The organism is Pseudomonas sp. TMW22090 (assembly GCF_022496665.1).
GTDB classification, from domain to species: domain Bacteria; phylum Pseudomonadota; class Gammaproteobacteria; order Pseudomonadales; family Pseudomonadaceae; genus Aquipseudomonas; species Aquipseudomonas gregormendelii.
Genome location: NZ_SCFH01000003.1, coordinates 153,910 through 177,843, shown reverse-complemented (window position 1 = coordinate 177,843; position 23,934 = coordinate 153,910). Strand labels below are relative to the sequence as shown.

19 protein-coding genes and 3 pseudogenes are annotated in these 23,934 nt (G+C 60.4%); 11 read left to right on the top strand and 11 right to left on the bottom strand.

The features are described from left to right. The first annotated feature begins 18 nt into the window (after positions 1 to 18). From EQV97_RS10045 to fba, 3 genes are all read left to right on the top strand, one after another. The gene (locus tag EQV97_RS10045; RefSeq protein ID WP_045059866.1) at positions 19 to 240 is read left to right on the top strand and encodes a lipoprotein; all 222 of its coding nucleotides are present in this window, start codon (positions 19 to 21) and stop codon (positions 238 to 240) included. A gap of 56 nt (positions 241 to 296) precedes the next feature. Further along, on the top strand, positions 297 to 626 hold the full coding sequence (locus tag EQV97_RS10040) for an MliC family protein (RefSeq protein ID WP_122841176.1): 330 nt from the start codon (positions 297 to 299) through the stop codon (positions 624 to 626). Positions 627 to 844: 218 nt separating this feature from the next. Continuing rightward, the gene (gene fba / locus EQV97_RS10035) at positions 845 to 1,909 is read left to right on the top strand and encodes a class II fructose-bisphosphate aldolase (RefSeq protein WP_008151974.1); all 1,065 of its coding nucleotides are present in this window, start codon (positions 845 to 847) and stop codon (positions 1,907 to 1,909) included. Positions 1,910 to 2,038: 129 nt separating this feature from the next. Here the strand turns inward: fba and EQV97_RS10030 are convergent, their stop codons facing one another. Beyond that, positions 2,039 to 2,707, bottom strand: a complete 669-nt coding sequence (locus EQV97_RS10030; protein ID WP_122841177.1) for a polysaccharide lyase family 7 protein — start codon at positions 2,705 to 2,707, stop codon at positions 2,039 to 2,041. A 323-nt stretch (positions 2,708 to 3,030) separates the two neighbouring features. Between EQV97_RS10030 and EQV97_RS10025 the strand changes: the two genes are divergently transcribed. From EQV97_RS10025 to EQV97_RS10015, 3 genes are read left to right on the top strand one after another with little or no spacing between them, the layout of a single operon-like run. Continuing rightward, positions 3,031 to 5,154: an EAL domain-containing protein gene (locus EQV97_RS10025; protein ID WP_240888891.1), complete on the top strand. Its 2,124-nt coding sequence runs from the start codon at positions 3,031 to 3,033 to the stop codon at positions 5,152 to 5,154. Positions 5,155 to 5,199: 45 nt separating this feature from the next. Then, positions 5,200 to 5,691, top strand: coding sequence for a M48 family metallopeptidase (locus EQV97_RS10020; protein ID WP_240888890.1), 492 nt, complete (start codon positions 5,200 to 5,202; stop codon positions 5,689 to 5,691). 50 nt (positions 5,692 to 5,741) lie between these two features. Next, positions 5,742 to 6,032 (top strand): winged helix-turn-helix domain-containing protein, encoded by a 291-nt coding sequence (locus tag EQV97_RS10015; RefSeq protein ID WP_045059871.1) that lies wholly within the window; start codon positions 5,742 to 5,744, stop codon positions 6,030 to 6,032. Positions 6,033 to 6,151: 119 nt separating this feature from the next. On the opposite strand, the gene EQV97_RS10010 is transcribed toward EQV97_RS10015, so the two are convergent. Further along, positions 6,152 to 6,604 (bottom strand): GNAT family N-acetyltransferase, encoded by a 453-nt coding sequence (locus EQV97_RS10010; protein ID WP_240888889.1) that lies wholly within the window; start codon positions 6,602 to 6,604, stop codon positions 6,152 to 6,154. A 168-nt stretch (positions 6,605 to 6,772) separates the two neighbouring features. Between EQV97_RS10010 and EQV97_RS10005 the strand changes: the two genes are divergently transcribed. Further along, positions 6,773 to 7,510, top strand: coding sequence for a transporter substrate-binding domain-containing protein (locus EQV97_RS10005; protein WP_122841181.1), 738 nt, complete (start codon positions 6,773 to 6,775; stop codon positions 7,508 to 7,510). A gap of 21 nt (positions 7,511 to 7,531) precedes the next feature. Here EQV97_RS10005 and yccS read toward each other — a convergent pair whose 3' ends face one another. Together yccS and EQV97_RS09995 are read right to left on the bottom strand one after the other, a co-directional pair. After that, on the bottom strand, positions 7,532 to 9,715 hold the full coding sequence (gene yccS / locus EQV97_RS10000; protein ID WP_240888888.1) for a YccS family putative transporter: 2,184 nt from the start codon (positions 9,713 to 9,715) through the stop codon (positions 7,532 to 7,534). Positions 9,716 to 9,950: 235 nt separating this feature from the next. Further along, the gene (locus EQV97_RS09995; protein WP_122841183.1) at positions 9,951 to 11,129 is read right to left on the bottom strand and encodes an NAD(P)/FAD-dependent oxidoreductase; all 1,179 of its coding nucleotides are present in this window, start codon (positions 11,127 to 11,129) and stop codon (positions 9,951 to 9,953) included. Positions 11,130 to 11,152: 23 nt separating this feature from the next. On the opposite strand from EQV97_RS09995, the pseudogene EQV97_RS09990 reads away from it, so the two are divergent. Continuing rightward, a pseudogene (locus EQV97_RS09990) lies at positions 11,153 to 11,269 on the top strand (outer membrane lipoprotein carrier protein LolA); the annotation flags it as partial. Between the two features lie 73 nt (positions 11,270 to 11,342). Here the strand turns inward: EQV97_RS09990 and dbpA are convergent. Beyond that, complete coding sequence (gene dbpA, locus EQV97_RS09985) at positions 11,343 to 12,680, bottom strand: ATP-dependent RNA helicase DbpA (RefSeq protein ID WP_236695861.1); 1,338 nt, start codon at positions 12,678 to 12,680, stop codon at positions 11,343 to 11,345. A gap of 156 nt (positions 12,681 to 12,836) precedes the next feature. Next, the gene (gene mdtD, locus EQV97_RS09980) at positions 12,837 to 14,264 is read right to left on the bottom strand and encodes a multidrug transporter subunit MdtD (protein ID WP_240888887.1); all 1,428 of its coding nucleotides are present in this window, start codon (positions 14,262 to 14,264) and stop codon (positions 12,837 to 12,839) included. Positions 14,265 to 14,316: 52 nt separating this feature from the next. Between mdtD and EQV97_RS09975 the strand changes: the two are divergent. Further along, positions 14,317 to 14,394, top strand: a pseudogene (locus tag EQV97_RS09975) (outer membrane lipoprotein carrier protein LolA); the annotation flags it as partial. A gap of 13 nt (positions 14,395 to 14,407) precedes the next feature. Here the strand turns inward: EQV97_RS09975 and EQV97_RS09970 are convergent. The 5 genes from EQV97_RS09970 to betI form a co-directional block, all read right to left on the bottom strand. Then, a complete protein-coding gene (locus EQV97_RS09970) occupies positions 14,408 to 15,745 on the bottom strand; it encodes a TldD/PmbA family protein (protein ID WP_240888886.1) in 1,338 nt (445 codons plus the stop codon). Further along, entirely contained in the window at positions 15,745 to 17,187 is a 1,443-nt protein-coding gene (locus tag EQV97_RS09965) for a TldD/PmbA family protein (RefSeq protein WP_240888885.1), read from the bottom strand. The genes EQV97_RS09970 and EQV97_RS09965 overlap by 1 nt, the downstream gene beginning before the upstream one ends. Before the next feature lie 311 nt (positions 17,188 to 17,498). Continuing rightward, entirely contained in the window at positions 17,499 to 19,202 is a 1,704-nt protein-coding gene (betA, locus tag EQV97_RS09960) for a choline dehydrogenase (RefSeq protein ID WP_122841186.1), read from the bottom strand. 151 nt (positions 19,203 to 19,353) lie between these two features. Continuing rightward, a complete protein-coding gene (gene betB / locus EQV97_RS09955; protein WP_045059881.1) occupies positions 19,354 to 20,826 on the bottom strand; it encodes a betaine-aldehyde dehydrogenase in 1,473 nt (490 codons plus the stop codon). 117 nt (positions 20,827 to 20,943) lie between these two features. Beyond that, entirely contained in the window at positions 20,944 to 21,537 is a 594-nt protein-coding gene (gene betI, locus EQV97_RS09950; protein WP_122841187.1) for a transcriptional regulator BetI, read from the bottom strand. Positions 21,538 to 21,917: 380 nt separating this feature from the next. Between betI and EQV97_RS09945 the strand changes: the two are divergent. Next, positions 21,918 to 23,463, top strand: a pseudogene (locus EQV97_RS09945) (BCCT family transporter). 44 nt (positions 23,464 to 23,507) lie between these two features. After that, a complete protein-coding gene (locus tag EQV97_RS09940) occupies positions 23,508 to 23,867 on the top strand; it encodes a hypothetical protein (protein WP_205940125.1) in 360 nt (119 codons plus the stop codon). Positions 23,868 to 23,934: the final 67 nt, after the last annotated feature.

The following is a 23,934-nucleotide window of genomic DNA, read 5'->3' as shown; positions in this document are numbered from 1 at the left end:
AGGAAAGGGAGTGTTCAGATGGTCAAGACACTGGCGCTGTTGGTCGTCGTGGCATCGCTGGCCGCCTGCGGGAGTAATCCCAAGGCCAAGCCGGAGCCTGCACCGTCCGAGGTGGAAAAAGGCTGTTACCAGGCTGACTGGCAGGCCGAGACCAACCCGGTGATCAACAAGCGTTCCGGGCCTGATGGCCTGGAGAAATATGAGACCCGGACCCCGGCCAAGGAACATGGTTGCCCTTGACGGGTCTGACTCTTTACCCAGCGCTGGCGGCGCGTGCCGCCAGTCGAGGAACATGGATGAAAGGTTTTATCGCCGTTACGGCATTGGCACTGCTGGCAGGTTGCTCGAACTTCAACCTGTTCACGCCTGCCGAACCGACTGACAGCTGGACGAGCTGGACCTGTGACAGCCAGGCCAAGGTGCTGTGGCGCTATACCGATGCCAGCCGTGAGGCGGTGGATGTGCGCCTCGGCGGAGCCGATCAGGTCTATCGCCTGAAGCAGGAACAGGGCGCCTCGGGTGCGCTGTACAGCAACGACATGCTGGCGTTTCACATGAAAGGTGAGGAAGGCCTGGTGTACTGGGTCGCCACCAATGATTTGATTGGCCGCGGTTGCCATCTGTAGGAGCGAGCTTGCTCGCGATGGTCGTTAACGATAACGCTGGGTGCCTGAGTGCCCGCGCTGTCTGGGCCATCTTCGCGAGCAAGCTCGCTTCTACAGGGGGCCGATGCAACACCGAATTCGCAGGCAGGGCCAACCCCCGATCTGCAATAACTTGAATAGCCGCCGCCGCTACGGCAGGCTGGCACGATTAACGACCCAAACCGGGAGAGACACACACAATGGCACTTATCAGCATGCGCCAGATGTTGGACCACGCAGCCGAGTTCGGCTACGGCGTTCCAGCCTTCAACGTCAACAACCTTGAGCAGATGCGCGCCATCATGGAAGCCGCTGACAAGACTGACTCCCCGGTGATCGTCCAGGCTTCGGCCGGTGCTCGCAAATACGCCGGCGCGCCGTTCCTGCGTCACCTGATCCTGGCGGCTATCGAAGAATTCCCGCACATCCCGGTGTGCATGCACCAGGACCACGGCACCAGCCCTGACGTCTGCCAGCGCTCGATCCAGCTGGGCTTCAGCTCGGTGATGATGGACGGCTCCCTCGGCGAAGACGGCAAGACCCCAACTGACTACGACTACAACATTCGGGTCACCCAGCAAACCGTTGCCATGGCTCACGCCTGCGGTGTTTCGGTTGAGGGCGAGTTGGGTTGCCTGGGCTCCCTGGAAACCGGCATGGCCGGTGAAGAAGACGGCATCGGCGCCGAAGGCGTACTGGATCACAGCCAGATGCTGACCGACCCGGAAGAAGCTGCTGACTTCGTCAAGCGCACTCAGGTCGACGCCTTGGCAATTGCCATCGGCACCAGCCACGGCGCCTACAAGTTCACCAAGCCGCCTACCGGCGACGTGCTGGCGATCGACCGTATCAAAGAGATCCACAAACGCATCCCCAACACTCACCTGGTGATGCACGGCTCGTCTTCGGTGCCTCAGGACTGGCTGGCGATCATCAACCAGTACGGTGGCGACATTAAAGAAACCTACGGCGTACCGGTTGAAGAAATCGTCGAAGGCATCAAGCACGGCGTGCGCAAGGTCAACATTGACACCGACCTGCGCCTGGCTTCCACCGGTGCGATGCGTCGCCTGATGGCTACCAACCCAAGCGAGTTCGACCCGCGTAAATTCTTCGGCGCTACCGTCACCGCCATGCGCGACGTGTGCATCGCGCGCTACGAAGCCTTCGGCACTGCCGGCAACGCTTCGAAGATCAAGCCGATCTCCCTGGAAGGTATGTACCAGCGTTACCTGAAGGGCGAGTTGAACGCCAAGGTCAACTGAGTCCGGCTTCAGTCAGCATTGAAAAACCCGCAGCGATGCGGGTTTTTTTTGCCTGTCGTTCCGAGGTTCCGGGATGTCCTGCACTCAAGCGCACGCAAGGCCGCCGGCACAACACAGAATGTGTTCGCGCTACTTGTCGTGATCGATATCCAGTTTGCTGAACGTCACCTTGGCACCTTCGCTGGTGTATCCCGTATTGTCCTGGACATAAACACCCGCCTTGAAATACAGCGGCTTGTCGCGCCAGGTGGCGCTGATGTTGGTGTCCCATTGATATCCCGCAGCACTGATACCCAATGCGCCGCCGGGGCTGAGGTGAATCAGGTAGGAAAACTGCCGGTCGAGCTTGATGCCGGTCGCCAGGGTAATGACCCGGCCTTCGCCGTCATCCGGGTGCATGCGCACTTTGGCAACGATATTCCCGGTTTGCGTCTTGGTCTTGTACTGGTATTCGAGTTTCACCATGGGTTTCTGGCTTTCGTAGGCATGGATCTGACCGATGACCACTTTGCCTGAGCTGGGCACCTGATTGACCGCCAGGGTTGCGCGCAGGGAGTTGTCGGCGTCGGGGTAGTACCAGTTGCGAAGCGTGCCATTGCTATAGGTTTCACGAAGTTCAGTGCGCGGGTATTTGGCATTTTCGGTGCGTGAACCGGTCACCGGGGACCAGAAAAATAATGTGCCGGTGTCGGAGTGGAAGTATTGATCCTTGAACCCCTTCACCAATTTGGCTGTTTCAACGGTGTAGGGCGGATTGCCGACAGGAACACTCAGGTTCCAGGTTGCGAGATCGATCATAGACAAAGCTTCCACAGTTTTCTTGCACGCACGTACCAGACGCTCTGGCACGCAGCTCGGAGGTGGGTCTTTATAAGCGCGTAAGCCCTCCTTGTTAACGCAAAACTGACAGATGGGTGACGTCAAAATCCTGTCAAAAAGCCATCTTCCCCGGTTTCAGCGGGCTACAGCCGTGACCGTTAGTCGGTGAATTAACGCTTTAGTTAGATGATGGCGCTCTGACAGCTACTGCTTTGTTGGATCCAGGTCTAGAGTGAGGGCTTAGTATTTGTCCGGTTTTTCCAAAAACAACCGGCCTGACTCCCCGAACGAAGAGAAGCAGCATGGAATGCGGGCCACTTACGCCAGGTGAAGGCAATTCGATTCTGTTAATCGTCGATGATTACCCGGAAAATCTGATTAGCATGCGGGCCTTGCTCGAACGTGAGGATTGGCAGGTCATGACCGCCACCTCGGGTTTCGAGGCATTGGGGTTGATGCTGGAGCATGATGTCGACCTGGTGCTGCTGGATGTGCAGATGCCAGGCATGGACGGTTTTGAGGTCGCGCAGTTGATGCGGGGCAGTCAGCGAACCCGTCTTACCCCGATCATCTTCCTCACGGCCAACGAACAGTCTCAGGACGCCGTGCTCAAGGGCTATGCCAGCGGCGCGGTGGATTACCTGTTTAAGCCCTTCGACCCGCAGATCCTCAAGCCAAAAGTTCAGGCGCTGCTCGAGCATCAACGCAATCGCCGGGCGCTGCAACGCCTGAGCCATGATCTGGAGCTCGCTCGCGCGTTTAATGCGTCGGTGCTGGATAACGCCGCCGAAGGCATTCTGGTGGTCGATGAGGGGGGGCTGATTCGCTTTGCCAATCCGGCGATGTCGCGGATGCTCAGTGCTACTGTGCAGGAACTGGAGGGCAAGGAGTTTCTGGATTTCCTGCAAAAACCGCATATTCCCCTCTGGGCCGACTCCGAACTGCTGGCCGGCTACATGCGCGGTGAAACCCTGCGTCTGCACGATGCGCTGCTGCGAACAGCCCCCAATCAGCAGGTGCCGGTTGCGCTGTCCTGTGCACCATTGCCTCCTGAACAGCGCGCTATGGTGGTGACGGTGCTCGACATGTCAGTGGTGCGCCATCTGCATCAGCAACTGGAGTTCCAGGCCATTACCGACCCCCTTACCGGGCTGCTTAATCGTCGAGGTTTCTATCAGACGGTTGAGAATCTGCTGCTGCGCGGTGAGCGCTCCGACAGCGCCTGGGTGTTGTTGTACCTGGACCTTGATGGCTTCAAGCGGGTGAACGATTCGCTCGGTCATGATGCCGGGGACAGGGTGCTGCGCTGGGTTTCCGAGCAATTGAAGGCCTGTTTGCAACCCTTGGATATTCTCGCCCGCATGGGCGGCGACGAGTTCACCGCGCTGCTGGACCTGGAGTTTCCCGAGCAGGCAGCGCGGATTGCCGAAAAGCTGATCGAGCGGGTCTCGGTCTGTCAGCAGATTGATGGACTGGACGTCGCGCTGGGTGCCAGTATCGGCATCGCCACGTTCCCGGACTGCGGTTCCAACCTTGATGGTTTGTTGCGTGCGGCGGACATCGCCATGTACGAAGCCAAGCGTGCCGGTCGCCAGCAGTACCGCTTTTATGACCATGAAATGAACGGCCGCGCGCGCTCACGATTGATGCTTGAGGAGAGCGTGCGCGATGCCATCGAGAACCGTGATTTCAACCTGGTCTACCAGCCCCAGGTGGCCATTAACGGTGGGCAGATTCGCGGGTTCGAAGCCCTGTTGCGCTGGCAGCACCCCAGCGTTGGTGACGTGCCGCCGGGGCTGTTTTTGCCGTTGCTGGAAGAAGCGCGGCTGATCAGTCGCCTGGGCAGCTGGATCTACCAGTGCGGTGCGGGACAGCGCAAGGCGTGGGAAACCTTGTTTGCCGAGGACCTGGTACTGGGCGTGAGTTTGAGCAGTACCCAGTTCGGCATGCCGAACCTGGCCACCGAGTTGCGCCAGGTGCTGGAGCGTCATGGGCTCAAGCCTCGCCATCTGGAAGTCGAAATCACCGAGGCGGCGTTGGCACAAAACCCCGAGGAAACTCGCAAGCAACTGCGCTTGCTGCGCAACCTGGGGGTGCGGGTCGCTTTGGATGACTTCGGCTCCGGAGCTTGTTCGTTGTCGCATCTGCGCGACCTGGAGCTGGACACCTTGAAAATCGACAGGCACCTGATCGCCCGGTTGCCGCAGTCGTCCCGGGATGCGGCATTGGTGAGTAATGTGATTGATTTGTGCCGCCAGTACGGGATTCTGGTCATCGCCGAAGGCGTGGAAACCGTTGCGCAATATGAATGGCTGCAGGCGCACGGTTGCGAATATGTGCAGGGCTTCCTGGTAGCGCGACCGATGGTGGCCGAGGACGTCGGCGAATTTGTCCTGCCGTTCGACTGGAACACGCTGGCATCGTGAATTCGCTACACTGGCGGCCTGTTCGTCATTGATGTTGCCCTTTTCATGACCGCGTTGAAATACCTCCAGGCCTATCCCGCCGCGCTGCAGGATCAGGTTCGCCAGCTGATCGCCGAGAAGCGGCTGGGCGAGTACCTGACCCGGCGCTATCCGGACAAACATGGTGTGCAGAGCGACAAGGCGCTGTACACCTATGCGCTGGACCTCAAACAGGCATACCTGCGTAACGCCCCCGCGATCGACAAGGTGCTGTTCGACAACCGTCTGGACCTGACCCATCGCGCCCTCGGTCTGCACACCACCATTTCCCGGGTGCAGGGCGGCAAGCTCAAGGCGAAGAAAGAGATCCGGGTGGCTTCGTTGTTCAAGGAGGCTCCGTCCGAGTTCCTGAAGATGATCGTGGTGCACGAACTGGCGCACTTCAAGGAATCGGATCACAACAAGGCTTTCTACAAGTTGTGCGAACACATGTTGCCAGGGTATCACCAGGTGGAGTTTGACCTGCGGGTGTACCTGACTTGGCGGGATATGCTGTAGGAGCTGCCGAAGGCTGCGATTCTCTGATCTTCTAACAACAAGGACCGAACGTGAGCAAGACCAAAACCAGTTTCTACCGCCGCCTGTATGTGGCCTACCTGATCGACAGCGGACTCGCCAGCAGCGTTCCGGCGCTGACCGAGTCAACAGGCATGCCCCGGCGTACGGCGCAGGACACCATCGCAGCGCTGGCCGACCTGGATATCGTCTGCGAGTTCGAGCAGGAGGAGGGCGCGCGCAATCATGCCGGCCGCTATCGCATTCGCGATTGGGGGGCGATTGATCGGGGGTGGATTGAGCGCAATTTGCAGCAGGTCAAGGCGGTGCTTGAGTATCCCTGAATGTGCGGTGCTGGTGCTGAACTCCTCGCGAGCAAGCCCGCTCCCAAAATGATGTGCGCAACGCCGCAGATCCCGAACCCTGGCAAAAAACTGTGGGAGCGGGCTTGCTCGCGACTATCCTAAGGACGACGCATGCCTATGTGTGGAATGTCATCCTCCAGGTATTCTTCACCTGCCACCACAAACCCGTACCGCCCGTAATACCCCTGCAAATGCGCCTGGGCCGACAGATAGATCGGCACATCCGGCCAATGCTTTCCTGCCTGTTTCAGCGCCTGGGCCATCAGGTCATGACCCAGCCCGGTGCCGCGCACCTGAGGTGCAATGATCACCCGCCCGATCACTACATCGCCGCCCTGCAGCTCCGGGTCGAGCAGGCGCAGATAGGCCACCAGTCGGTCCTCGCTCCAGGCCATCAGATGGCGGGTGTCGCCTTCAAGGTCCTGGCCATCGATGTCCTGGTACACACACTTCTGCTCGACCACGAAGACTTCCGCCCGCAGTTGCAAGATGGCGTACAGCTGCTCTTTACCCAAATCGCTGTGGTGTTTGCAGACCCATTCAACTGTCATCTTCAAATTCCTTGTTCAACATTGCTCTGATACTAAGCGCCCTGAGGGAAGATGTCTTGATGACGCAGAATTCTGTGACAAAGGCCAAAATGCCATCATTCAATTCGTGCGGCTCACTCTTCTTTGTGTAATCTTCGATGACAGCCCGCCCGCCAAGGATTTTCCAGCATGCCGCGAGTGCCTCATGCCTTTGCTCTGATCGGATTGCTGTTGTTGTTTCAGAATGCTCAGGCGGAAAAGCTGCGGCTGGTGGCGGATGCCTGGCCGCCGTTTACCGATGCCACGCTGATCAATGGCGGCTTGGCCACAGACATTGTCAGCACTGCACTGGCGCGCGCCGGTTATGCCAGCGACTTCGAGCAGGTGCCGTGGGCGCGGGCCATGCTCGGGGTTGGCGAGGGGCGTTATGACGTGCTGGTCAATGCCTGGTACAACGAGGAACGCACCCGGATCGGGCAATTCTCCGGTGAGTATCTGTTGAACCGGGTGCGCTTCATCAAGCGCAAAGACGCCCCCATCGAATACAACAACCTGCAGCAGCTTCACACCTACCCGATCGCGGTGGTGCGGGGTTACGCCTATTCCACGGCATTCGACGACGATGTGTCGTTGCAGAAAGTCCCGGTGCACAGCTTTGCCATGGCGGTGCGGATGCTCGTTGCCGACCGGGTAAAACTCACGCTGGAAGATGAATTCGTGGCACGTTACTACCTGTCGCGCGAATCCGCCAAGGTACGCAACTCAGTGGAGTTCCTGCCCAAGCCTTTGAGCGAGAACAGCCTGCATATCCTGGTCAGCCTGAAGAACCCCCAGCATGAGCAAATCGTCGCGGGATTCGATCGGGAGATTGCGGCAATGAAAGCGGATGGAAGCTATGCGCGGCTGTTCAAGCAGCATGGGATGTGAAGGGGGAAGCCGCTCCAGGCTTTAAACTTCGCTGCCGTCCTTGATCAAATGCGCCGCCAGGGTCCGTAACGGCCCGAGCTGACGGCAGATCAGTGCCAATTGAGTCTGCACCAGGCGCTGCCCTTCATCGATCTCGTCCGGCATCTGTTCGAGCTCATTGGCCAGCGCCTCTTCTTCATCGCTTTGAATAGCGATGGGCGTCTTGCTTGCCAGACCCTGGGCGATTTCGTCGATGCTGGCGGCCAGCTTGATGCCGGCGCCCTCGATCAAGTACTCGCGCATCTCCGCCGGCAACTGCGTCTCGCGGTGGGCGCCGAGGCCGGACAGATAACTGAGCAAGGTGTGCGAGAGCACCAGGAAGCGGAAGCCGACATCGGCCTCCTTCCGGAAATGCCCAGGCTCCATCAGCATATTGGCCAATGTCGTGGACAGGGCCGCATCGGCGTTGTGGGCATTGCGTCGGGCCAGGCGATAGGCCAGGTCATCGCTCTTGCCGGCGGCATACTGCTGCATGATCTGACGCAGATAGATGCTGTTGCAGGTGAGAGTGTTGGCCAGGACTTTGTTCAGGCGTCGACCCTGCCAGTCCGGCAGGAACAGGAACACCGCCAGGCCGGCGATCAGGCTGCCCAGCAAGGTATCGAACAGCCGGGGCAGGAACAAACCGTAACCGTCGCCGACCTGATTGAAGCAGAACAACACCATCAGGGTGATCGCGGCGGTTGCCAGGGTGTAGCGGGTGGTGCGGTTGATAAAGAACACCACGCCTGCGGCGATCGCGAAGCACGACTGCACCAGCGGGTTGGGGAACAGGTCGAACAGCGCCCAGGCTACGGTGAGGCCAATGGCAGTGCCGATAATCCGCTGGCCGAGCTTGCGCCGGGTGGCGCCATAGTTGGGCTGGCAGACAAACAGTGTCGTGAGGATGATCCAGTAACCCTGGGACGGGTGGATCAAATGCACCATGCCGTAGCCGATACTCAAGGCCAGGGGCAATCGCAAGGCGTGGCGGAACAGCAACGAGGTGGGTGTCAGCTGCGTGCGCAGGCGAATCCAGACATCCTTGAGGCTGCGGGGCGAACGGTCGAGCAGGCTGCTGTCGGTGGCGTCGGCCAGGGCGTCGGGATTACTCGCGTCGCTGAGCAGGCGGTCGAGGGTGCCGAGATTGGCCGCCAACGCCCGCAGCGAGCGCAGCAGGCCGCGCCAGGCCGGGTTGCTCTGCACTCGCAGGTGTTCGAGAGAAGCGTGCAGGTCGCTCAGGGCCTCGGCGAAACTGGAGTCGTAGACGAACGGCTGGCGCATCTGGATCGACTCGGCCAGGGCGCGGCAGGCTTTGCCTTGCTGGCGCAGCAGACGCTGGCAACGGAACAGCACGTCGCTGTGGAAGAACGCGTCCGCCAGGGCGTTGTAGGGATAATGCGAGGAACTGGCGCGCTCGTGGATGTCCTGCGCGAGGAAGTACAGCTTCAGGTAGCGACTGACTTTCGAGCCGGGGCGACCATTGCCGACCCGATGCAGGATGATTTCCTTGGCGGCATTGAGGGCGGCGACCACCCGGCCATTCTGCTGTGCCAGCTCCAGGCGACGAGCTTCCACGTCCATTTGCCGTATCGGTTCGAACAGCGAAGATTTCAGCTTCAGGTAGAAACCCAGTTCACGGAACAGTCGCGCCAGGCTCTGTTGCACCGGCTGATTGGAAAACATCGCCTGCCACAGCACCGAGAGCAGGCCGTACCATGCCGCACCGGCCACCAGCAGCAGCGGTTCATGCCAGAAATCGGTGACCGCGCCCCCGCGCTGGTCCACGCCGATCATGGTGTAGACCGACAGAATCAGGGTCGCCGAGGCAATCGCCCCATAGCGTTCGCCCAGGGCGCCGAGCATGGTCAGGCCGAAGCTGGCGAGGGCCAGGGCGATGACAAAGACGATGGGATAGGGGAACAGCAGCTCGACCGAGAGTGCGGCAACACTGAAGCACACCAGCGTAACCGCCAGAGCATTGAGGCGGCCTTGCCAACTGTCGTCGGTCTCGGCCAGGGCGCTGGCGATGATCCCCAGGAACAGCGGAATCAGCAGGCCCATTTCATCCTGATACCAGCACAGTGCCATGCTGCCGGTCAGGGCAATGAACACCCGCACGCTGTAGCTGAATTTATCCAGTGCCCAGAGGCGGCGCAGAGACTGACGAAATGAACTTGATGGCATGAAGTGCGAAGGCCTTCCGAGGCAATGACGCTAAATTGAGCCAGTAATGACGTAGACGCAATGGCGTCGATCACATCTGACAGCAAAATCTGTTCCTTGTCCGGCAGAACACGGTCCCGTAGGAGCTGCCGAAGGCTGCGATCTTTTGATCTTGATCTTGAAGATCAAAAGATCGCAGCCTCGTTTCACTCGACAGCTCCTACGCAGCTCCTGCAGGGTGCGTCGCGCGGTGTTTTCAGACGTACTGCGCGGCGGCGTAGCCTGAAGCCCAGGCCCACTGGAAGTTGAAGCCGCCCAGGTGGCCGGTGACATCCAGCACTTCACCGATGAAATACAGCCCAGGGCTTTTCAGTGATTCCATGGTCTTCGACGACACCTCGTGGGTGTCGACGCCGCCCAGAGTCACCTCTGCCGTTCGATACCCTTCGGTCCCTGCCGGTACCACCTTCCAGCTGGCCAGTTTCTCGGCAATCTCGGCCAATTCTCCATGGGTGTACTGCTTCATCGGCTTGGAGACGAACCAGTTGTCGGCCAGCAGGTTGGCCATCTTCTTGGTGAAGATTTCCCCCAGCAAGGTCTTCAGCTCACTGTTCGGGCGTTCGGCTTGCTGTTGCTGCAACCAGGCCGGGACATCATGGTCGGGCATCAAGTTGATCTCGACGGCGTCGCCAGACTCCCAGAACGAGGAAATCTGCAAAATCGCCGGCCCGCTGAGGCCGCGATGGGTGAACAGGATGTTCTCGCGAAAGCTTTGCTCGTTGCAGCTCACCAGGCAATCCACCGACGTGCCGGACAGCTCGGTGCACAACTCCTTGAGCTGATCGGTGATGGTGAAGGGCACCAGGCCGGCGCGGGTAGGCAGTAATTCGTGGCCGAATTGCCTGGCCACCTGATAACCGAAACCGGTAGCACCCAGCGTCGGAATCGACAGGCCGCCCGTGGCGATGACCAGGGACTGGCAGCTCAACTGGCCCAGCGTGGTGTCCAGCAGATAGCCGCTTTCGATTTTCTCGATGGTCTGGATCGAGGTGTCCAGGTGCAGGCTGACGCCGACCTGGTCGCACTCGTTGAGCAGCATCTCGAGGATGTCACTGGATTTGTTATCGCAGAACAGCTGGCCGAGCTTTTTCTCGTGGTACGGCACGCCGTGCTTGGCGACCATGGCGATGAAATCCCACTGGGTGTAACGCGCCAGTGCGGATTTGCAAAAATGGGGATTCTGGGACAGGAAATTGCCCGGTTCCGTGTACATGTTGGTGAAATTGCAGCGACCACCGCCCGACATCAGGATTTTCTTGCCGGCCTTGTTCGCGTGGTCCAGCAACATCACTTTGCGCCCGCGCCCGGCGGCGGTCAGCGCACACATCAAACCTGCGGCGCCAGCGCCAATGATCACGACTTCGGTAGAGCGCAAAACGGTGTCCTCACAATTTTCAGATTCGACGTTGCCCTGTAGGAGCGAGCTTGCTCGCGATGGAGGTCAACGATAACGCTGGCGTCCTGATTCAACGCGGTGAGCTCAGGTTTTTCGCGAGCAAGCTCGCTCCTGCAGTAGAGGGGCAGACAATGCGGTCGATCCACCGACCGCGCTATCGTTCGTCGCCAGCAACCGGCTCCTGCAAGGTAATCAGAGGATACGCACGCGCAGCGAGCGGCCTTTGATCTTGCCGTCGTTCAAGCGCTGCAAAGCCTGCTTGGCAATGCCTCGTTCCACTGCCACGTAGGCCTGGAAATCGAAAATGGCGATCTTGCCGACCTGGGCGCCGGGGATGCCGGCGTCGCCTGTCAGTGCGCCCAGAATGTCACCAGGGCGAACTTTGTCTTTACGGCCTGCGCCAATCACCAGCGTGCTCATCACCGGCAGCAGTGGGGCGCCGCCCTGGGATTTGAGGTTGTCCAGCTGATCCCAGCTCAACGGCGATTTCTGCAGTTGTTCGATGGCTTGGGCGCGGTGCGCTTCGGACGGAGCGACCAGGCTGATTGCGATACCCTTCTCGCCAGCACGACCGGTACGGCCAACACGGTGAATGTGGATTTCCGAGTCACGTGCCAGCTCGACGTTGATCACCATGTCCAGTGCATCGATGTCCAGGCCGCGTGCGGCGACGTCGGTGGCAACCAGTACCGAAGTGCTGCGATTGGCGAACATCGCCAATACCTGGTCGCGATCGCGCTGTTCCAGGTCGCCGTGCAGGCCGACGGCGGAGATACCTTTGGAGGTCAGGTGATCAACCGTTTCCTGAACTTGCTGCTTGGTGAAGCAGAAGGCTACGCAGGAAGCCGGACGGTGATGCGCGAGGACTTTGACGACCGCGTCCATACGCTCTTCCGGGGAGATTTCGTAAAAGCGCTGCTCGATCTGCGTGTCGTCGTGGAATGCCTCGGCCTTCACTTGCTGAGGGTTGCGCATGAACTTGGACGCCAGCTGCTTGATGCCGACCGGGTAGGTAGCCGAGAACAGCAGGGTCTGGCGACGTTCCGGGGCCTGCATGATGATTTCTTCGATGGAATCGTAAAAACCCATGTCCAGCATGCGGTCGGCTTCGTCGAGAATCAGCGTATTCAGGCCATGCAGCACCAGCGAGCCCTTGCGCAGGTGCTGCTGGATGCGACCCGGTGTGCCGACGATGATGTGCGCGCCGTGCTCCAGCGAGCCGATCTGCGGGCCGAAAGCCACGCCGCCGCACAAGGTCAGGACTTTGATGTTGTCTTCGGCACGGGCCAGGCGACGGATTTCCTTGGCCACCTGGTCGGCCAGCTCGCGAGTCGGGCAAATGACCAGTGCCTGGCAACCGAAGAAGCGCGGATTGATCGGGTTCAACAGGCCGATACCGAAGGCTGCGGTCTTGCCGCTGCCGGTCTTGGCCTGGGCGATCAGGTCCATCCCCTTGAGGATCACCGGCAAGCTTTGCGCCTGGATCGGCGTCATCTGGGCATAACCGAGGGAGTCGAGGTTAGCCAGCATGGCGGCGGACAGCGGCAAAGTATTAAAAGCGGTGGCGATGGTGGTCACGGGACTGGCCTGCAAAACAAAATGTCGCGTAGTGTATCAGTCCCGTGGCTACTGGCCTGTATTTTCCGGACGGAAAGTCGCCAGGCGCAGCCACTTGTCGTCCGCAAACTAAGGTTCGATGTGCTCCTCTGGACGTTTGACACGCCGTCCGTCTTCCTTTGATAGCTGCGAGAAGATGGCAGCCGCCAGCATCGCCATGATTCCCACGGTGACGAAGGTCAGCTGGAAGGCGCCCAGCACTGTGTCCACGCCGTCATTGCCGACTTCGGCGGTGAAGCCGCCGAGCAAAGCGCCGGCGCAAGCAACTCCCAGGCTCAGGGACAATTGCGCAACCACGGACAGCAAGCTGTTGCCGCTGCTGGCGCTGGCATCGTCCAGGTCGATCAGGGTCACGGTGTTCATTGCAGTGAATTGCAGCGAGTTGATTGCACCCAGGATCGCCAGCATGCCCAACAGCAGCCAATAGGGCGTCTGCTCGCTGACCAGGCCCATGCTCGCGAGCATCACCCCCAGAGCCAGGGTGTTGCCGGTCAGCACGATGCGATAACCCAGGCGTTCGATCAGCGGCCGAGCCACCGACTTGGCCACCATGGCTGCGGCGGCCAGTGGCAACATGCTCATGCCGGCCTGGGAGGGCGAGTAGCCCAGCGCCACTTGCAGCAGCAGCGGTACAAGGAACGGCAAGGCGCCGCTGCCGAGGCGGGCGAACAGATTGCCGAGGATGCCCACGGCGAAGGTCCGGGTCTTGAACAGCGAAGGCGCAAACAGCGGATTATCGATGTGCCCGGCTCTTAGCCAATACGCAGCGAGGCAGGCCATGCCGGCGAACAGCAGCAACATCACGCGCAGGTGCGGCAGGTGCAGCTCGCCCAGGCCTTCCATGGCGATGGAGATCAGCACCATCGCGGCGCCAAACAGCAGGAAGCCAAGGCTGTCGAAGCGGGTACGCTCGGTGCCGCGCAGGTCGGGAATGAATTTCCACACGGCGTAGCAACCGATGACACCCACCGGCAGGTTGAGCAGGAAGATCCAGTGCCAGGACAAATACTCAACCATCCAGCCGCCAGTGGTGGGGCCCAGCAGTGGGCCGAGCAAACCGGGGATGGTGATAAAGCCCATGATCCGCACCAGCTCTGACCGCGGATAGGCGCGCAGCACTACCAGGCGTCCGACCGGCAGCATCAGCGCGCCGCCCAGGCCCTGGATGACCCGGGCGCCGATCAGCATGCCCAGGCTATTGGACAGTGCGCACAGCAACGAACCGATGCTGAACAGCAGGATGGCGCCGAAGAATATCTTGCGGGTGCCAAAACGATCGGCGATCCAGCCCGAAGCCGGGATCAGCAGGGCGACGGTGAGCATGTAGGCAATGATCACGCCTTGCATGCGCAACGGATCTTCCGCCAGATCGCGGGCCATGGCCGGCAGTGCGGTGTTGAGGATGGTCCCATCGAGGGACTGCATGAAAAAAGCGATGGCCACCACCCAAGGCAGCCAGCGGGCGGTGACGGGATCCAGAGGCGGGCGATTGGGCATGGGACCTCTTGTCAATTGGAACAACGCACCTGTAGAAGCGAGCTAGCTCGCAATGGTTGTCAACGATAACGCGGGGCATCTGATGCCCCTCAGCGCTCTCCGGTTATTCGCGAGCAAGCTCGCTCCTACAAGGATTTGTGGATTTACAGGGTCAGGGTTAACCGACTGATCAGCGCGCCCGGCAACAACGCCGAGGCCGTTGCCCGCTGACTATAGGTGCTGGCGGACAGCAGGAGTTCCCGCTCCTGCGTCAACGCTTCCAACTGAGAGCCGAGCAAGCTGTAGGCCGTGTCATCAAAGCGCATGGTGCTCACCGGTGCCTGTATCTCGCCGTTCTCGACCCAGAAGGTGGCGAACCGTGTCATGCCGGTCATGCGGGCACCTGGCTGGTCCGAGTAATTCAGATACCACAGGTTGCTGATGTACAGGCCGGTCCCCAATTGCTTGAGAATGTCGGCGTCCGGCAACGACCCTGCCGCCATGTTCACGGCGCTGGGCGATTCACCGCTGCCGGCGCCGTTGGCGGCCAGGCCATATTCGGCGGCGCTGCGTGAGCCCACCAACTGCTCGCCCGCCCGGCCTTCGACGATCAGCTTCAGGTCGCTGCGCGGATAACCTTCGCCGGAAAACGCCGGGCTCAACGAACCGCTCACGTGTTCATCCAGCGACACTAGCGCACTGAATGCCTGGTCGCCGGCATAGAGCTTCTGCAGCGGGCTGCTCTTGCTGGCAATCGACTGCGCGGAAAACCCGCCCCAGCACAGCATGCCGATGATTTCTTCCAGCGCAGCAGGTGCGAGGTAGGCGCGGTACTGACCCGGCGCCAGGGTGCGTAGCGGGCGGCCGAGAAATTCAAGTTGCTCGCGGGCTTGCTCGAAGCGTTTGGCAAAACCCTCGCTGTTCCACTCATGCCCGGCATAGCTGGCTTTTACCGCCTGGCCGTTTTCGTGAAACAGGCTGAAATCGAAATTGAAACTGTTCGCCTGATGCCAGCCGAACGCTCCCGAAGAGCTGGCGAAACCGCGGCTGATCGGACCCGCTGCATAAAAGCCCACAAGGTCCAGGCCTGCCGCCGCGCGGGTGATTTCAGCCACGGCCTGTGTGGTCTCCGGTAGCGGATGATCCTGCACGTTCTGGCTCTGCCAGTCGTTGAAGTTGAGCAGCAGGTACGGGTCTTCGGGCAACAGCGGCAGGGTCTCGCGCAGCTGCTGCAGGCCCTCGGCCAGACGCTGGATATCTGCCCGGGGGTCATCCGACAGGGTGATGTCCAGGTCGGCGTGGCGCCCCTGGTCGATCAGCTTGAAGCCGATACTGGCCTGCTGCACCTGTCCGGCCTGGCGCACCTTGCCTTGGTTGAAGCGAACGAAAGCCGAGGACTCGGCGGCGTAGCTCAGGGTGAACTGTTCCGGCTCGCGAATGGCGCCCTGCAGCCAGGACACCAGTGCCCTGAACGACTCGGCCTGATTGACTGGAATACTCATCAGGCGTCTCCCCCGAATACATCCACGTTGCTGAATACACAGGCGGGCGAGGCATGGCCTACGCGGATCACCTGATTCGGTTCACCTTTGCCGCAGTTCGGTGTGCCTAATACCTTGAAGGTGCTGGCGTCGCCGACGGCGCTGAGGTTTTTCCAGAACTGTGCGGAGATTGCCCGGTAATTAGGGTTTTTCACCACGACCTTGAGTTCGCCATTCTCGATCAACTGGCCCCACTCGCAGCCGAACTGGAATTTGTTGCGTGCATCGTCGATCGACCAGGAGCGGTTGGTGCTCATCAGGATGCCGTGCTCGATAGTGCCGATGAGTTGCTCCAGCGGTTGATCCCCAGGCTCAATGTTCAGGTTGGCCATGCGATCGATCGGCGGACGGTTCCAGCTACAGGCGCGACTGTTGGCTACGCCCTCCATGCCCGCACGAAACTGCGAGAGAGCACCACCCAATGGCCGCAGCAACAAACCTTGCTTGATCAGAAACTGCTTGCTGGCGGCGCTGCCATCGTCGTCATGCCCGTAGCTTGCGAGTTGTTCGGGAATGTCCGGGTCGAAGGTCACGTTGAGCAGGTGCGAGCCGTACTGCAGTTGACCGAAGTCTTGCGCCTTGACGAAGCTGGTGCCCGCGTAATTGCGTTCATCGCCCAGGATGCGGTCCAGTTCCAGGGGGTGACCGATGGACTCGTGGATTTGCAGCATCATCTGGTCGGGCATCAATAGCAGGTCACGCGGGCCTTGCGGGGTGTTGGGTGCCAGCAGCAACTGCAGGGCCTGATCTGCTACTTGCGGACCGGCGCCGACCAGTCCGCAGCGGCTGATCACGTCGGCACTGCCCTGCTGGCCAAAGTTCTCGCGGCCCAGGCTGCGGGTCTGGCTGTCGTTCCCATCGTAGGCAGTGACGTCGAGGCCCGGGTAGACGAAGCGCTGGGCCTGGCGCAACTCGGCGCCGGCGCTGTTGAGGTAGATCTGCTCGACGTGGGTGACGCCGATGCTGACCTGCCAGTTCACCAGCCGCTCATCCTTGGGCACAGCGGCGGATTCGGCGCCGAGCAACTGATAGCAATCACTGAGCGAGGGGAAGGGCTGGTCGAGATTGGGCGAAAAATAGTCGGCGCGATCACTGGAAACGGCCTGCTCGCGAAGGTCGAGCAAGGCATGGGGCTTGAATAGTCGGGCCTGTTGCTCGGCTTTTTCGAGTGCTGCTTGCAGGCCTGGTTGCGACAGGTCGTTGGTCGCCGCATAGGCTTCAACGCCATTGACCCGTACCGTCAGCATCGCCCCTTCGTCACGGCTCAGGCTCGGCGGTTCGGCGACGTTCTTGCGCACTGACAGGTACTGGCCGGACTCGCGCACATAGCGTAGCGAAAAGAACTCGGCGCCCGTGCGCAAGGCAGCAAAGCGCTGCTTGAGCTGGGGGTGGAAATCGAACATTCGGGAACCTCCCTGGATGGAGTGGCGGTGACGCGGTGTGGCGAAGGGGGTGAAACGTTTGCGTGGCGCTAGATTAGGCCTGGGCGTGGGGTAGATCAAGGGCGGGGGCGCAGAGGGCAGGGGTTGCCGGGTGTATCAGGGTGCAGATGGGTGGTTGGGCCGGGCCCTTTCGCGAGCAAGTGGAACGTCGCACCGCCGCTCCCACATTGGATATTCAGTGAGCACAGATTATGTGAACACCCGAGATCCCTGTGGGAGTGGCGGTGCGACGTTCGACTTGCCCGCGATGGCCGCGCCGCAGTCTGACTGTCTTACTGAGCAGTCAGGCTCACATCCCGCATCGGCTTGCCACGTACCGGTGCATCGCCGGCCACATAGTAATCCGCCGTGCTGCGCGGCAGAGGCTGGCGGCCGCGGATCTTGTCGGCGATTTTCTCGGCGATCATGATCGTTGGCGCATTCAGGTTACCGGTGGTGATGATCGGCATGATCGAGGCATCGACCACTCGCAGACCCTGCATGCCATGCACGCGGCCTTCGCCATCGACCACAGCCATTTCGTCGGTGCCCATCTTGCACGAGCAGGACGGGTGGAACGCGGTTTCAGCGTGTTCGCGGATGAACTTGTCGAGCTGCTCATCGGTTTGCACTTCGATGCCCGGGCTGATTTCGCGGCCACGGTACTGGTCCAGCGCCGGCTGTTGCATGATTTCACGGGTCAGGCGAATGCCGTCGCGAAATTCCTGCCAGTCCTGCTCGGTGGCCATGTAGTTGAACAGAATGCTCGGGTACTCGCGCGGATCCTTGGACTTGGCCTGGATGCGACCGCGGCTCGGCGAACGCATGGAACCCATGTGTGCCTGGAAACCGTGCTCTTTCACACCGTTGCTGCCGTTGTAGTTAATCGCCACCGGCAGGAAGTGATACTGGATGTTCGGCCAATCGAAATCTTCGCGGGTACGAATGAAACCGCCGGCTTCGAACTGGTTGCTGGCGCCGATGCCGGTGCCGTTGAACAGCCACTCGGCACCGATGGCTGGCTGGTTGTACCAGAGCAGCGATGGGTACAGCGAAACCGGTTGAGTGCAAGCGTACTGCAAGTACAGCTCGAGGTGATCCTGCAGGTTTTCGCCAACACCTGGCAGGTCGTGGACCACCGGGATGTCGAGCTTGTTCAGCAGTTCGGCCGGGCCGACGCCGGAGCGTTGCAGGATTTGCGGCGAGGCGATGGCGCCGGAGCACAGCAGCACTTCCTTGCGGGCGCGGGCTTCAACGCGTTCTTCGGCGGCGCCGATCAGGTAACGCACGCCGACCGCACGCTTGCCTTCGAACAGGATCTTGTCGGTCAGGGCGTGGGTGACGATGGTCAGGGTCGAACGCTTCTTGGCCGTGTCCAGGTAGCCGCGAGCGGTGCTGGCGCGACGACCGTTCGGCGTGACGGTGCGGTCCATCGGGCCGAAGCCTTCCTGCTGGTAACCGTTCAGGTCTTCGGTGCGCGGGTAACCGGCTTGCACGCCTGCTTCAACCATCGCGTGGAACAGCGGGTTGTTGCCGGCCTTTGGCGTGGTCACGCTGACCGGGCCATCGCCACCGTGGTAGTCGTTCGGGCCGATGTCACGGGTTTCCGCCTTGCGGAAATACGGCAGGCAGTTCAAGTAGTCCCAGTCTTCCAGGCCAGGCAGCTTGGCCCAGTTGTCGTAATCCATGGCGTTGCCGCGGATGTAGCACATGCCGTTGATCAACGAAGAGCCACCCAGGCCCTTGCCGCGACCGCATTCCATCCGGCGACCGTTCATGTGTGGTTCAGGATCGGTTTCGTAGGCCCAGTTGTAGCGACGGCCTTGCAGCGGAAACGCCAGGGCGGCTGGCATCTGCGTGCGGAAGTCCAGACGGTAATCCGGGCCACCGGCTTCGAGCAGCAGGACGGTGACGCCTTCGTCTTCAGTCAGACGGGTCGCCAGGGTGTTACCGGCAGAGCCGGCACCGATGATGATGTAATCGAATTCTTGGGACATTGAATGCACCCTCTTTGAAGTAGGTCAGGTCAGACCGTTGCGAGTGCTGCGCACTCGATCGCCAGCAGGCTGGCTCCCACATTGGAATGCGTACTCCTGTGAGAGCCAGCCTGCTGGCGATGACGGCCTCGCAGGCGAAGCAGATGCCGCCTTAGAACACCGAGGCGTAATCGCCCAGTTCGACCTGTACCGATTTGATGCGTGTGAAGTTGTTCAGCGAGCTAATGCCGTTCTCACGACCAACACCCGACTGCTTGTAGCCACCCACCGGCATCTTCGCGTCGGACTCGCCCCAGGCGTTGATCCAGCAGATACCCGCTTCCAGTTGATGAATCACGCGGTGAGCGCGGTTCAGGTCCTTGGTGACGATGCCGGCGGCCAGGCCGAAGTCGGTGTCGTTGGCACGACGGATCACTTCTTCTTCGCTGTCGTAGGTCAGGATCGCCATCACCGGCCCGAAGATTTCTTCGCGAACGATGGTCATCTCGTCGGTGCAGTCGGTGAACACGGTCGGTGCCACGAAGGCGCCTTTGGCGAATTCGCCTTCGGTCAGACGGCTGCCGCCGCACAGAACGCGAGCACCTTCTTCTTTGCCCTTGGCGATGTAACCCAACACGCTTTCCATGTGGGCGAAGCTGACCAGCGGGCCAAAGTTGGTGTTCTCGTCTTCCGGATTGCCGATGCGGATGCGCGCCACACGCTCGGCGATCTTGGCTTCGAACGCAGCTTTCAGATGGGTCGGTACGAACACGCGAGTGCCGTTGGTGCAGACCTGGCCGGAGCTGTAGAAGTTGGCCATCATCGCGGTGTCGGCGGCGCGATCGAGGTCGGCGTCGTCGAAAATGATCAAGGGCGATTTGCCGCCCAGCTCCATGGTCACTTCCTTGAGCGACGAGCTCGAAGCGCTGGCCATGACTTTCTTGCCGGTGTCAGTGCCGCCGGTGAAGGACACTTTCTCAATGCGCGGGTGCTCGGTCAGCCAGGTGCCGACTTCACGGCCGCTGCCGGTCAGAACGTTGAACACGCCAGCCGGAACGCCGGCTTCAGTGTAGATTTCGGCCAGTTTGAGGGTCGTCAGGGAAGTGACTTCACTTGGCTTGAAGATCATTGCATTGCCGGCTGCCAGGGCAGGGGCAGACTTCCACAGGGCGATCTGGATCGGGTAGTTCCACGCGCCAATACCGGCCACTACGCCCAACGGCTCGCGACGGGTGTACACGAAGGAAGTGTCGCGCAGCGGGATCTGCTCGCCTTCGATGGCCGGTACCAGGCCTGCGTAGTATTCCAGCACGTCCGCACCGGTGACGATGTCGACGTACTTGGTTTCGGAGAACGATTTGCCGGTGTCGAGGGTTTCCAGGGCCGCCAGTTCATCGTTGCGCTCGCGCAGGATGTCGACGGCGCGACGCAGGATGCGCGAACGCTCCATGGCGGTCATCGCGGCCCAGATTTTCTGGCCCTTTTCGGCGCTGACCACGGCGCGTTCCACGTCTTCCTTGGTCGCGCGCTGCACGTTTGCGAGGACTTCACCGTTAGCCGGGTTGATGGCTTCGAAGGTGGCGTCGCTGCTGGCATCGCTGTAGCCGCCATCAATGTAGAGTTTTTGCAGTTCGAAACGGGCCATAAAGTCCTCGCAAGAGCATAAGTGGGTTGGCGGTAACCACCGCTGGTGTAGCCAGTTCCCTAAGGTTGTGGCAACACCGGTCAGTAGCAGTTCAGGGGTTGAGCGTTTATGTGTGCTCTAACTCACCTGCTTGGCCAATTGGAAATCCATGTATTCGTAAGCGATCTGGTGCGCCTGGGCAGTGTCGAAAGCATCTCCGGACAACGCACCGCGCAACCACAAACCGTCAATGAGCGCCGCCAGGCCGCGGGCTGCACTGCGCGCGTCATCCAGCGGCAGTACGCGGCGGAACTGGCAACACAGGTTGGAATACAGGCGGTGATCGTTGATCCGCTGCAACCTGTGCAATGACGGGTGGTGCATGCTGGTGGCCCAGAAGGCCAGCCAGGTTTTCATTGCCGGGCCATTGACCTGGCTGGCGTCGAAGTTGCCTTCGATGATCACCTGCAGATGTGCCCGCGGGCTGTCATCTGCCAGCGCCTGACGGCGCGCGGTGACGTTCTCGCTGAGGACACTCATCAGATACTGCGCCGTGGCAGCGATCAGGCCGTTCTTGTCCTGAAAATAGTGACTGATGATGCCGTTCGAGACACCGGCCAAACGGGCGATCAGCGCAATGCTGGCGTCCCCCATTCCAACCTGATCGACAGCCTGCAAAGTGGCTTCGATCAACTGCTGACGGCGGATGGGTTGCATACCGACCTTGGGCATCTTGCACATCTCCTTAGGCCTTCCGGCAGACGTGGAACGTCTATCGGATTGAAGGCCAGTCTATTTTGTTTTGATTGAACGTTCAATCAATAAAGAATAAGCTCTGCGACAAATCGTCGCTATTTACAGTTTTTTGCCTGCGTGTAAATGGCGATAAACCGACATCCAAAATCGCTCGAAACATGTGCGCCCCGGTGCTTGCGGACTTTCAGGCATTTTCGGGGTGTCTTTATATCACCCGCTGGTCGGCTGCCAACTAACCGATTGGTCGGGTACCGCTTTGCCTTGTGTTCTTCTCTCGCACTGCCCGGAGCATCTGTGCCATGAGTTCTGCCTCTCTTATAAAGACCCCACCCGAGAAGGTGACGGTCAACGGTTGGGTGTTCTACACCTCTACCGCGCTGATCCTGTTGTTGACCGCCATTCTGATCATTGCCCCGCAAGAGGCCGGCAGATTGCTCGGCATCGCCCAGGCCTGGTTGTCCCGCAGCTTCGGCTGGTACTACATGGTGGTGATTGCCGCTTACCTGGTGTTTGTCATCGGCCTGGCGTTCTCGTCCTACGGCAAACTCAAACTGGGCAGCAAGGACGACACCCCGGACTTCAGCTATGGCGCCTGGGCGGGCATGCTGTTCTCGTCGGGTATTGGCATCTCGCTGTTGTACTTCGGCGCTTCTGAACCGCTGGATCACTACTTCAACCCGCCGGAAGGCGTGGCCGGCAGCAACATGGCTGCACGTCAGGCGGTACAGCTGACGTTCCTGCACTGGGGCCTGCATGGCTGGGCGATTTATGCGCTGGTCGGCCTTGCCGTGGCGTACTTCGCCTACCGTCATAACCAGCCGCTGGCGCTGCGTTCGGCGCTGTATCCACTGGTGGGCGAGCGCTGGGTCAAGGGCGCGGCCGGTCATGCGGTGGATGGCTTCGGGATGTTCGTGACCCTGCTGGGCCTGGTGACCAATCTGGGGATCGGGTCGCTGCAAGTGTCGTCGGGACTGGAAAACCTGTTCGGCATGGAGCACAGCAACACCAACCTGCTGATTGTGATCATCGTGATGAGCACCGTGGCGACCATTGCTGCCGTGTCGGGTGTGGAGAATGGCATTCGTCGGCTGTCCAACCTGAACATCATCCTGTTCAGCGGCCTGTTGATCTTCGTCCTGCTGTTCGGCCCGACGCTGCACCTGCTCAACGGTTTTGTGCAGAACATTGGCGACTACCTCAACGGCGTGGTGCTGAAAACCTTCGACCTCTATGTGTATGAGGGCGACGCTGACAAGACCGAGCGCTGGATGGGCCTGTGGACCCTGTTCTATTGGGCCTGGTGGATCTCCTGGGCACCGTTCGTGGGCATGTTCATCGCGCGTATTTCCCGTGGGCGCACGGTGCGTGAACTGGTGGCCGGCGTGTTGCTGATTCCTCTGGGCTTCACCCTGGCGTGGCTGTCGATCTTCGGTAACTCGGCCCTGGACCTGGTGATGAATCATGGTGCAGTGGAGCTCGGCAAGACCGCGCTGGAACAGCCGTCCATGGCGATCTACCAGCTTCTCGAGCACTACCCGGCGTCGAAAGTGGTGATCGGCGTGTCGATCTTCGTTGGTTTCGTGCTGTTCCTGACGCCAGCGGATTCCGGCGCGGTGATGATGGCGAACCTGTCGTGCAAGGGTGGCAACGTTGATGAAGATGCGCCGCACTGGTTGCGGATCTTCTGGTCTGCGGTGATCACGCTGGTGACCATCGGCCTGCTGTTCGCCGGTAACTTCGAAGCCATGCAAACCATGGTGGTGCTGGCTGGCCTGCCGTTCTCGGTGGTGCTGGTGTTCTTCATGTTCGGCTTGCACAAGGCCATGCGCCAGGACGTGCAAATCGAACAGGAGCAGGCGGAGCTGGCAGCCCGTGGTCGGCGCGGTTTCAGCGAGCGCCTGACCCAGCTGGACCTGCAACCGAACCAGTCGATCGTTCAACGTTTCATGGACAAACAGGTGACCCCGGCGCTGGAAGAGGCGGCGGTTCTGTTGCGTGGCCAAGGCCTGGATGTGCAGACATTGCTGGGCAAGGCCAAGCGCTGCATGGGCCTGCGGATCGAGATGGAAGAGGGTAACCCGTTTGTCTACGAAGTGAGCCTGGATGGCTACCTGGCGGCGGCAAGCGAGACGGTCTCGGCTGAAAGTGTCGATGAACCCCGGGCACGCTACTACCGCGCCGAGGTTTACCTGCACAATGGCAGCCAGGATTACGATCTGATGGGTTTCACTCAGGATCAGATCACCCGTGACGTGCTCGATCAGTTTGAAAGCCATCGGCAGCTCCTTGGCCGGGTCTATAGCTGAGTAGTCAAGTAAGCGGTGTTGCTGTCTGAAGCACCGCATCGGCTTTATCGCCAGCAGGCTGGCTCCC

What these genes read in the sequence shown, in the direction of transcription:
- EQV97_RS10045 (WP_045059866.1), top strand. Translation starts at nt 19, where the DNA reads ATGGTCAAGACACTGGCGCTGTTGGTCGTCGTGGCATCGCTGGCCGCC.
- EQV97_RS10040 (WP_122841176.1), top strand. Translation starts at nt 297, where the DNA reads ATGAAAGGTTTTATCGCCGTTACGGCATTGGCACTGCTGGCAGGTTGC.
- fba (WP_008151974.1), top strand. Translation starts at nt 845, where the DNA reads ATGGCACTTATCAGCATGCGCCAGATGTTGGACCACGCAGCCGAGTTC.
- EQV97_RS10030 (WP_122841177.1), bottom strand. Translation starts at nt 2,707, where the DNA reads ATGATCGATCTCGCAACCTGGAACCTGAGTGTTCCTGTCGGCAATCCG.
- EQV97_RS10025 (WP_240888891.1), top strand. Translation starts at nt 3,031, where the DNA reads ATGGAATGCGGGCCACTTACGCCAGGTGAAGGCAATTCGATTCTGTTA.
- EQV97_RS10020 (WP_240888890.1), top strand. Translation starts at nt 5,200, where the DNA reads ATGACCGCGTTGAAATACCTCCAGGCCTATCCCGCCGCGCTGCAGGAT.
- EQV97_RS10010 (WP_240888889.1), bottom strand. Translation starts at nt 6,604, where the DNA reads ATGACAGTTGAATGGGTCTGCAAACACCACAGCGATTTGGGTAAAGAG.
- EQV97_RS10005 (WP_122841181.1), top strand. Translation starts at nt 6,773, where the DNA reads ATGCCGCGAGTGCCTCATGCCTTTGCTCTGATCGGATTGCTGTTGTTG.
- yccS (WP_240888888.1), bottom strand. Translation starts at nt 9,715, where the DNA reads ATGCCATCAAGTTCATTTCGTCAGTCTCTGCGCCGCCTCTGGGCACTG.
- dbpA (WP_236695861.1), bottom strand. Translation starts at nt 12,680, where the DNA reads ATGCTGGCTAACCTCGACTCCCTCGGTTATGCCCAGATGACGCCGATC.
- mdtD (WP_240888887.1), bottom strand. Translation starts at nt 14,264, where the DNA reads ATGCCCAATCGCCCGCCTCTGGATCCCGTCACCGCCCGCTGGCTGCCT.
- EQV97_RS09970 (WP_240888886.1), bottom strand. Translation starts at nt 15,745, where the DNA reads ATGAGTATTCCAGTCAATCAGGCCGAGTCGTTCAGGGCACTGGTGTCC.
- EQV97_RS09965 (WP_240888885.1), bottom strand. Translation starts at nt 17,187, where the DNA reads ATGTTCGATTTCCACCCCCAGCTCAAGCAGCGCTTTGCTGCCTTGCGC.
- betA (WP_122841186.1), bottom strand. Translation starts at nt 19,202, where the DNA reads ATGTCCCAAGAATTCGATTACATCATCATCGGTGCCGGCTCTGCCGGT.
- betB (WP_045059881.1), bottom strand. Translation starts at nt 20,826, where the DNA reads ATGGCCCGTTTCGAACTGCAAAAACTCTACATTGATGGCGGCTACAGC.
- betI (WP_122841187.1), bottom strand. Translation starts at nt 21,537, where the DNA reads ATGCCCAAGGTCGGTATGCAACCCATCCGCCGTCAGCAGTTGATCGAA.
- EQV97_RS09940 (WP_205940125.1), top strand. Translation starts at nt 23,508, where the DNA reads ATGGACAAACAGGTGACCCCGGCGCTGGAAGAGGCGGCGGTTCTGTTG.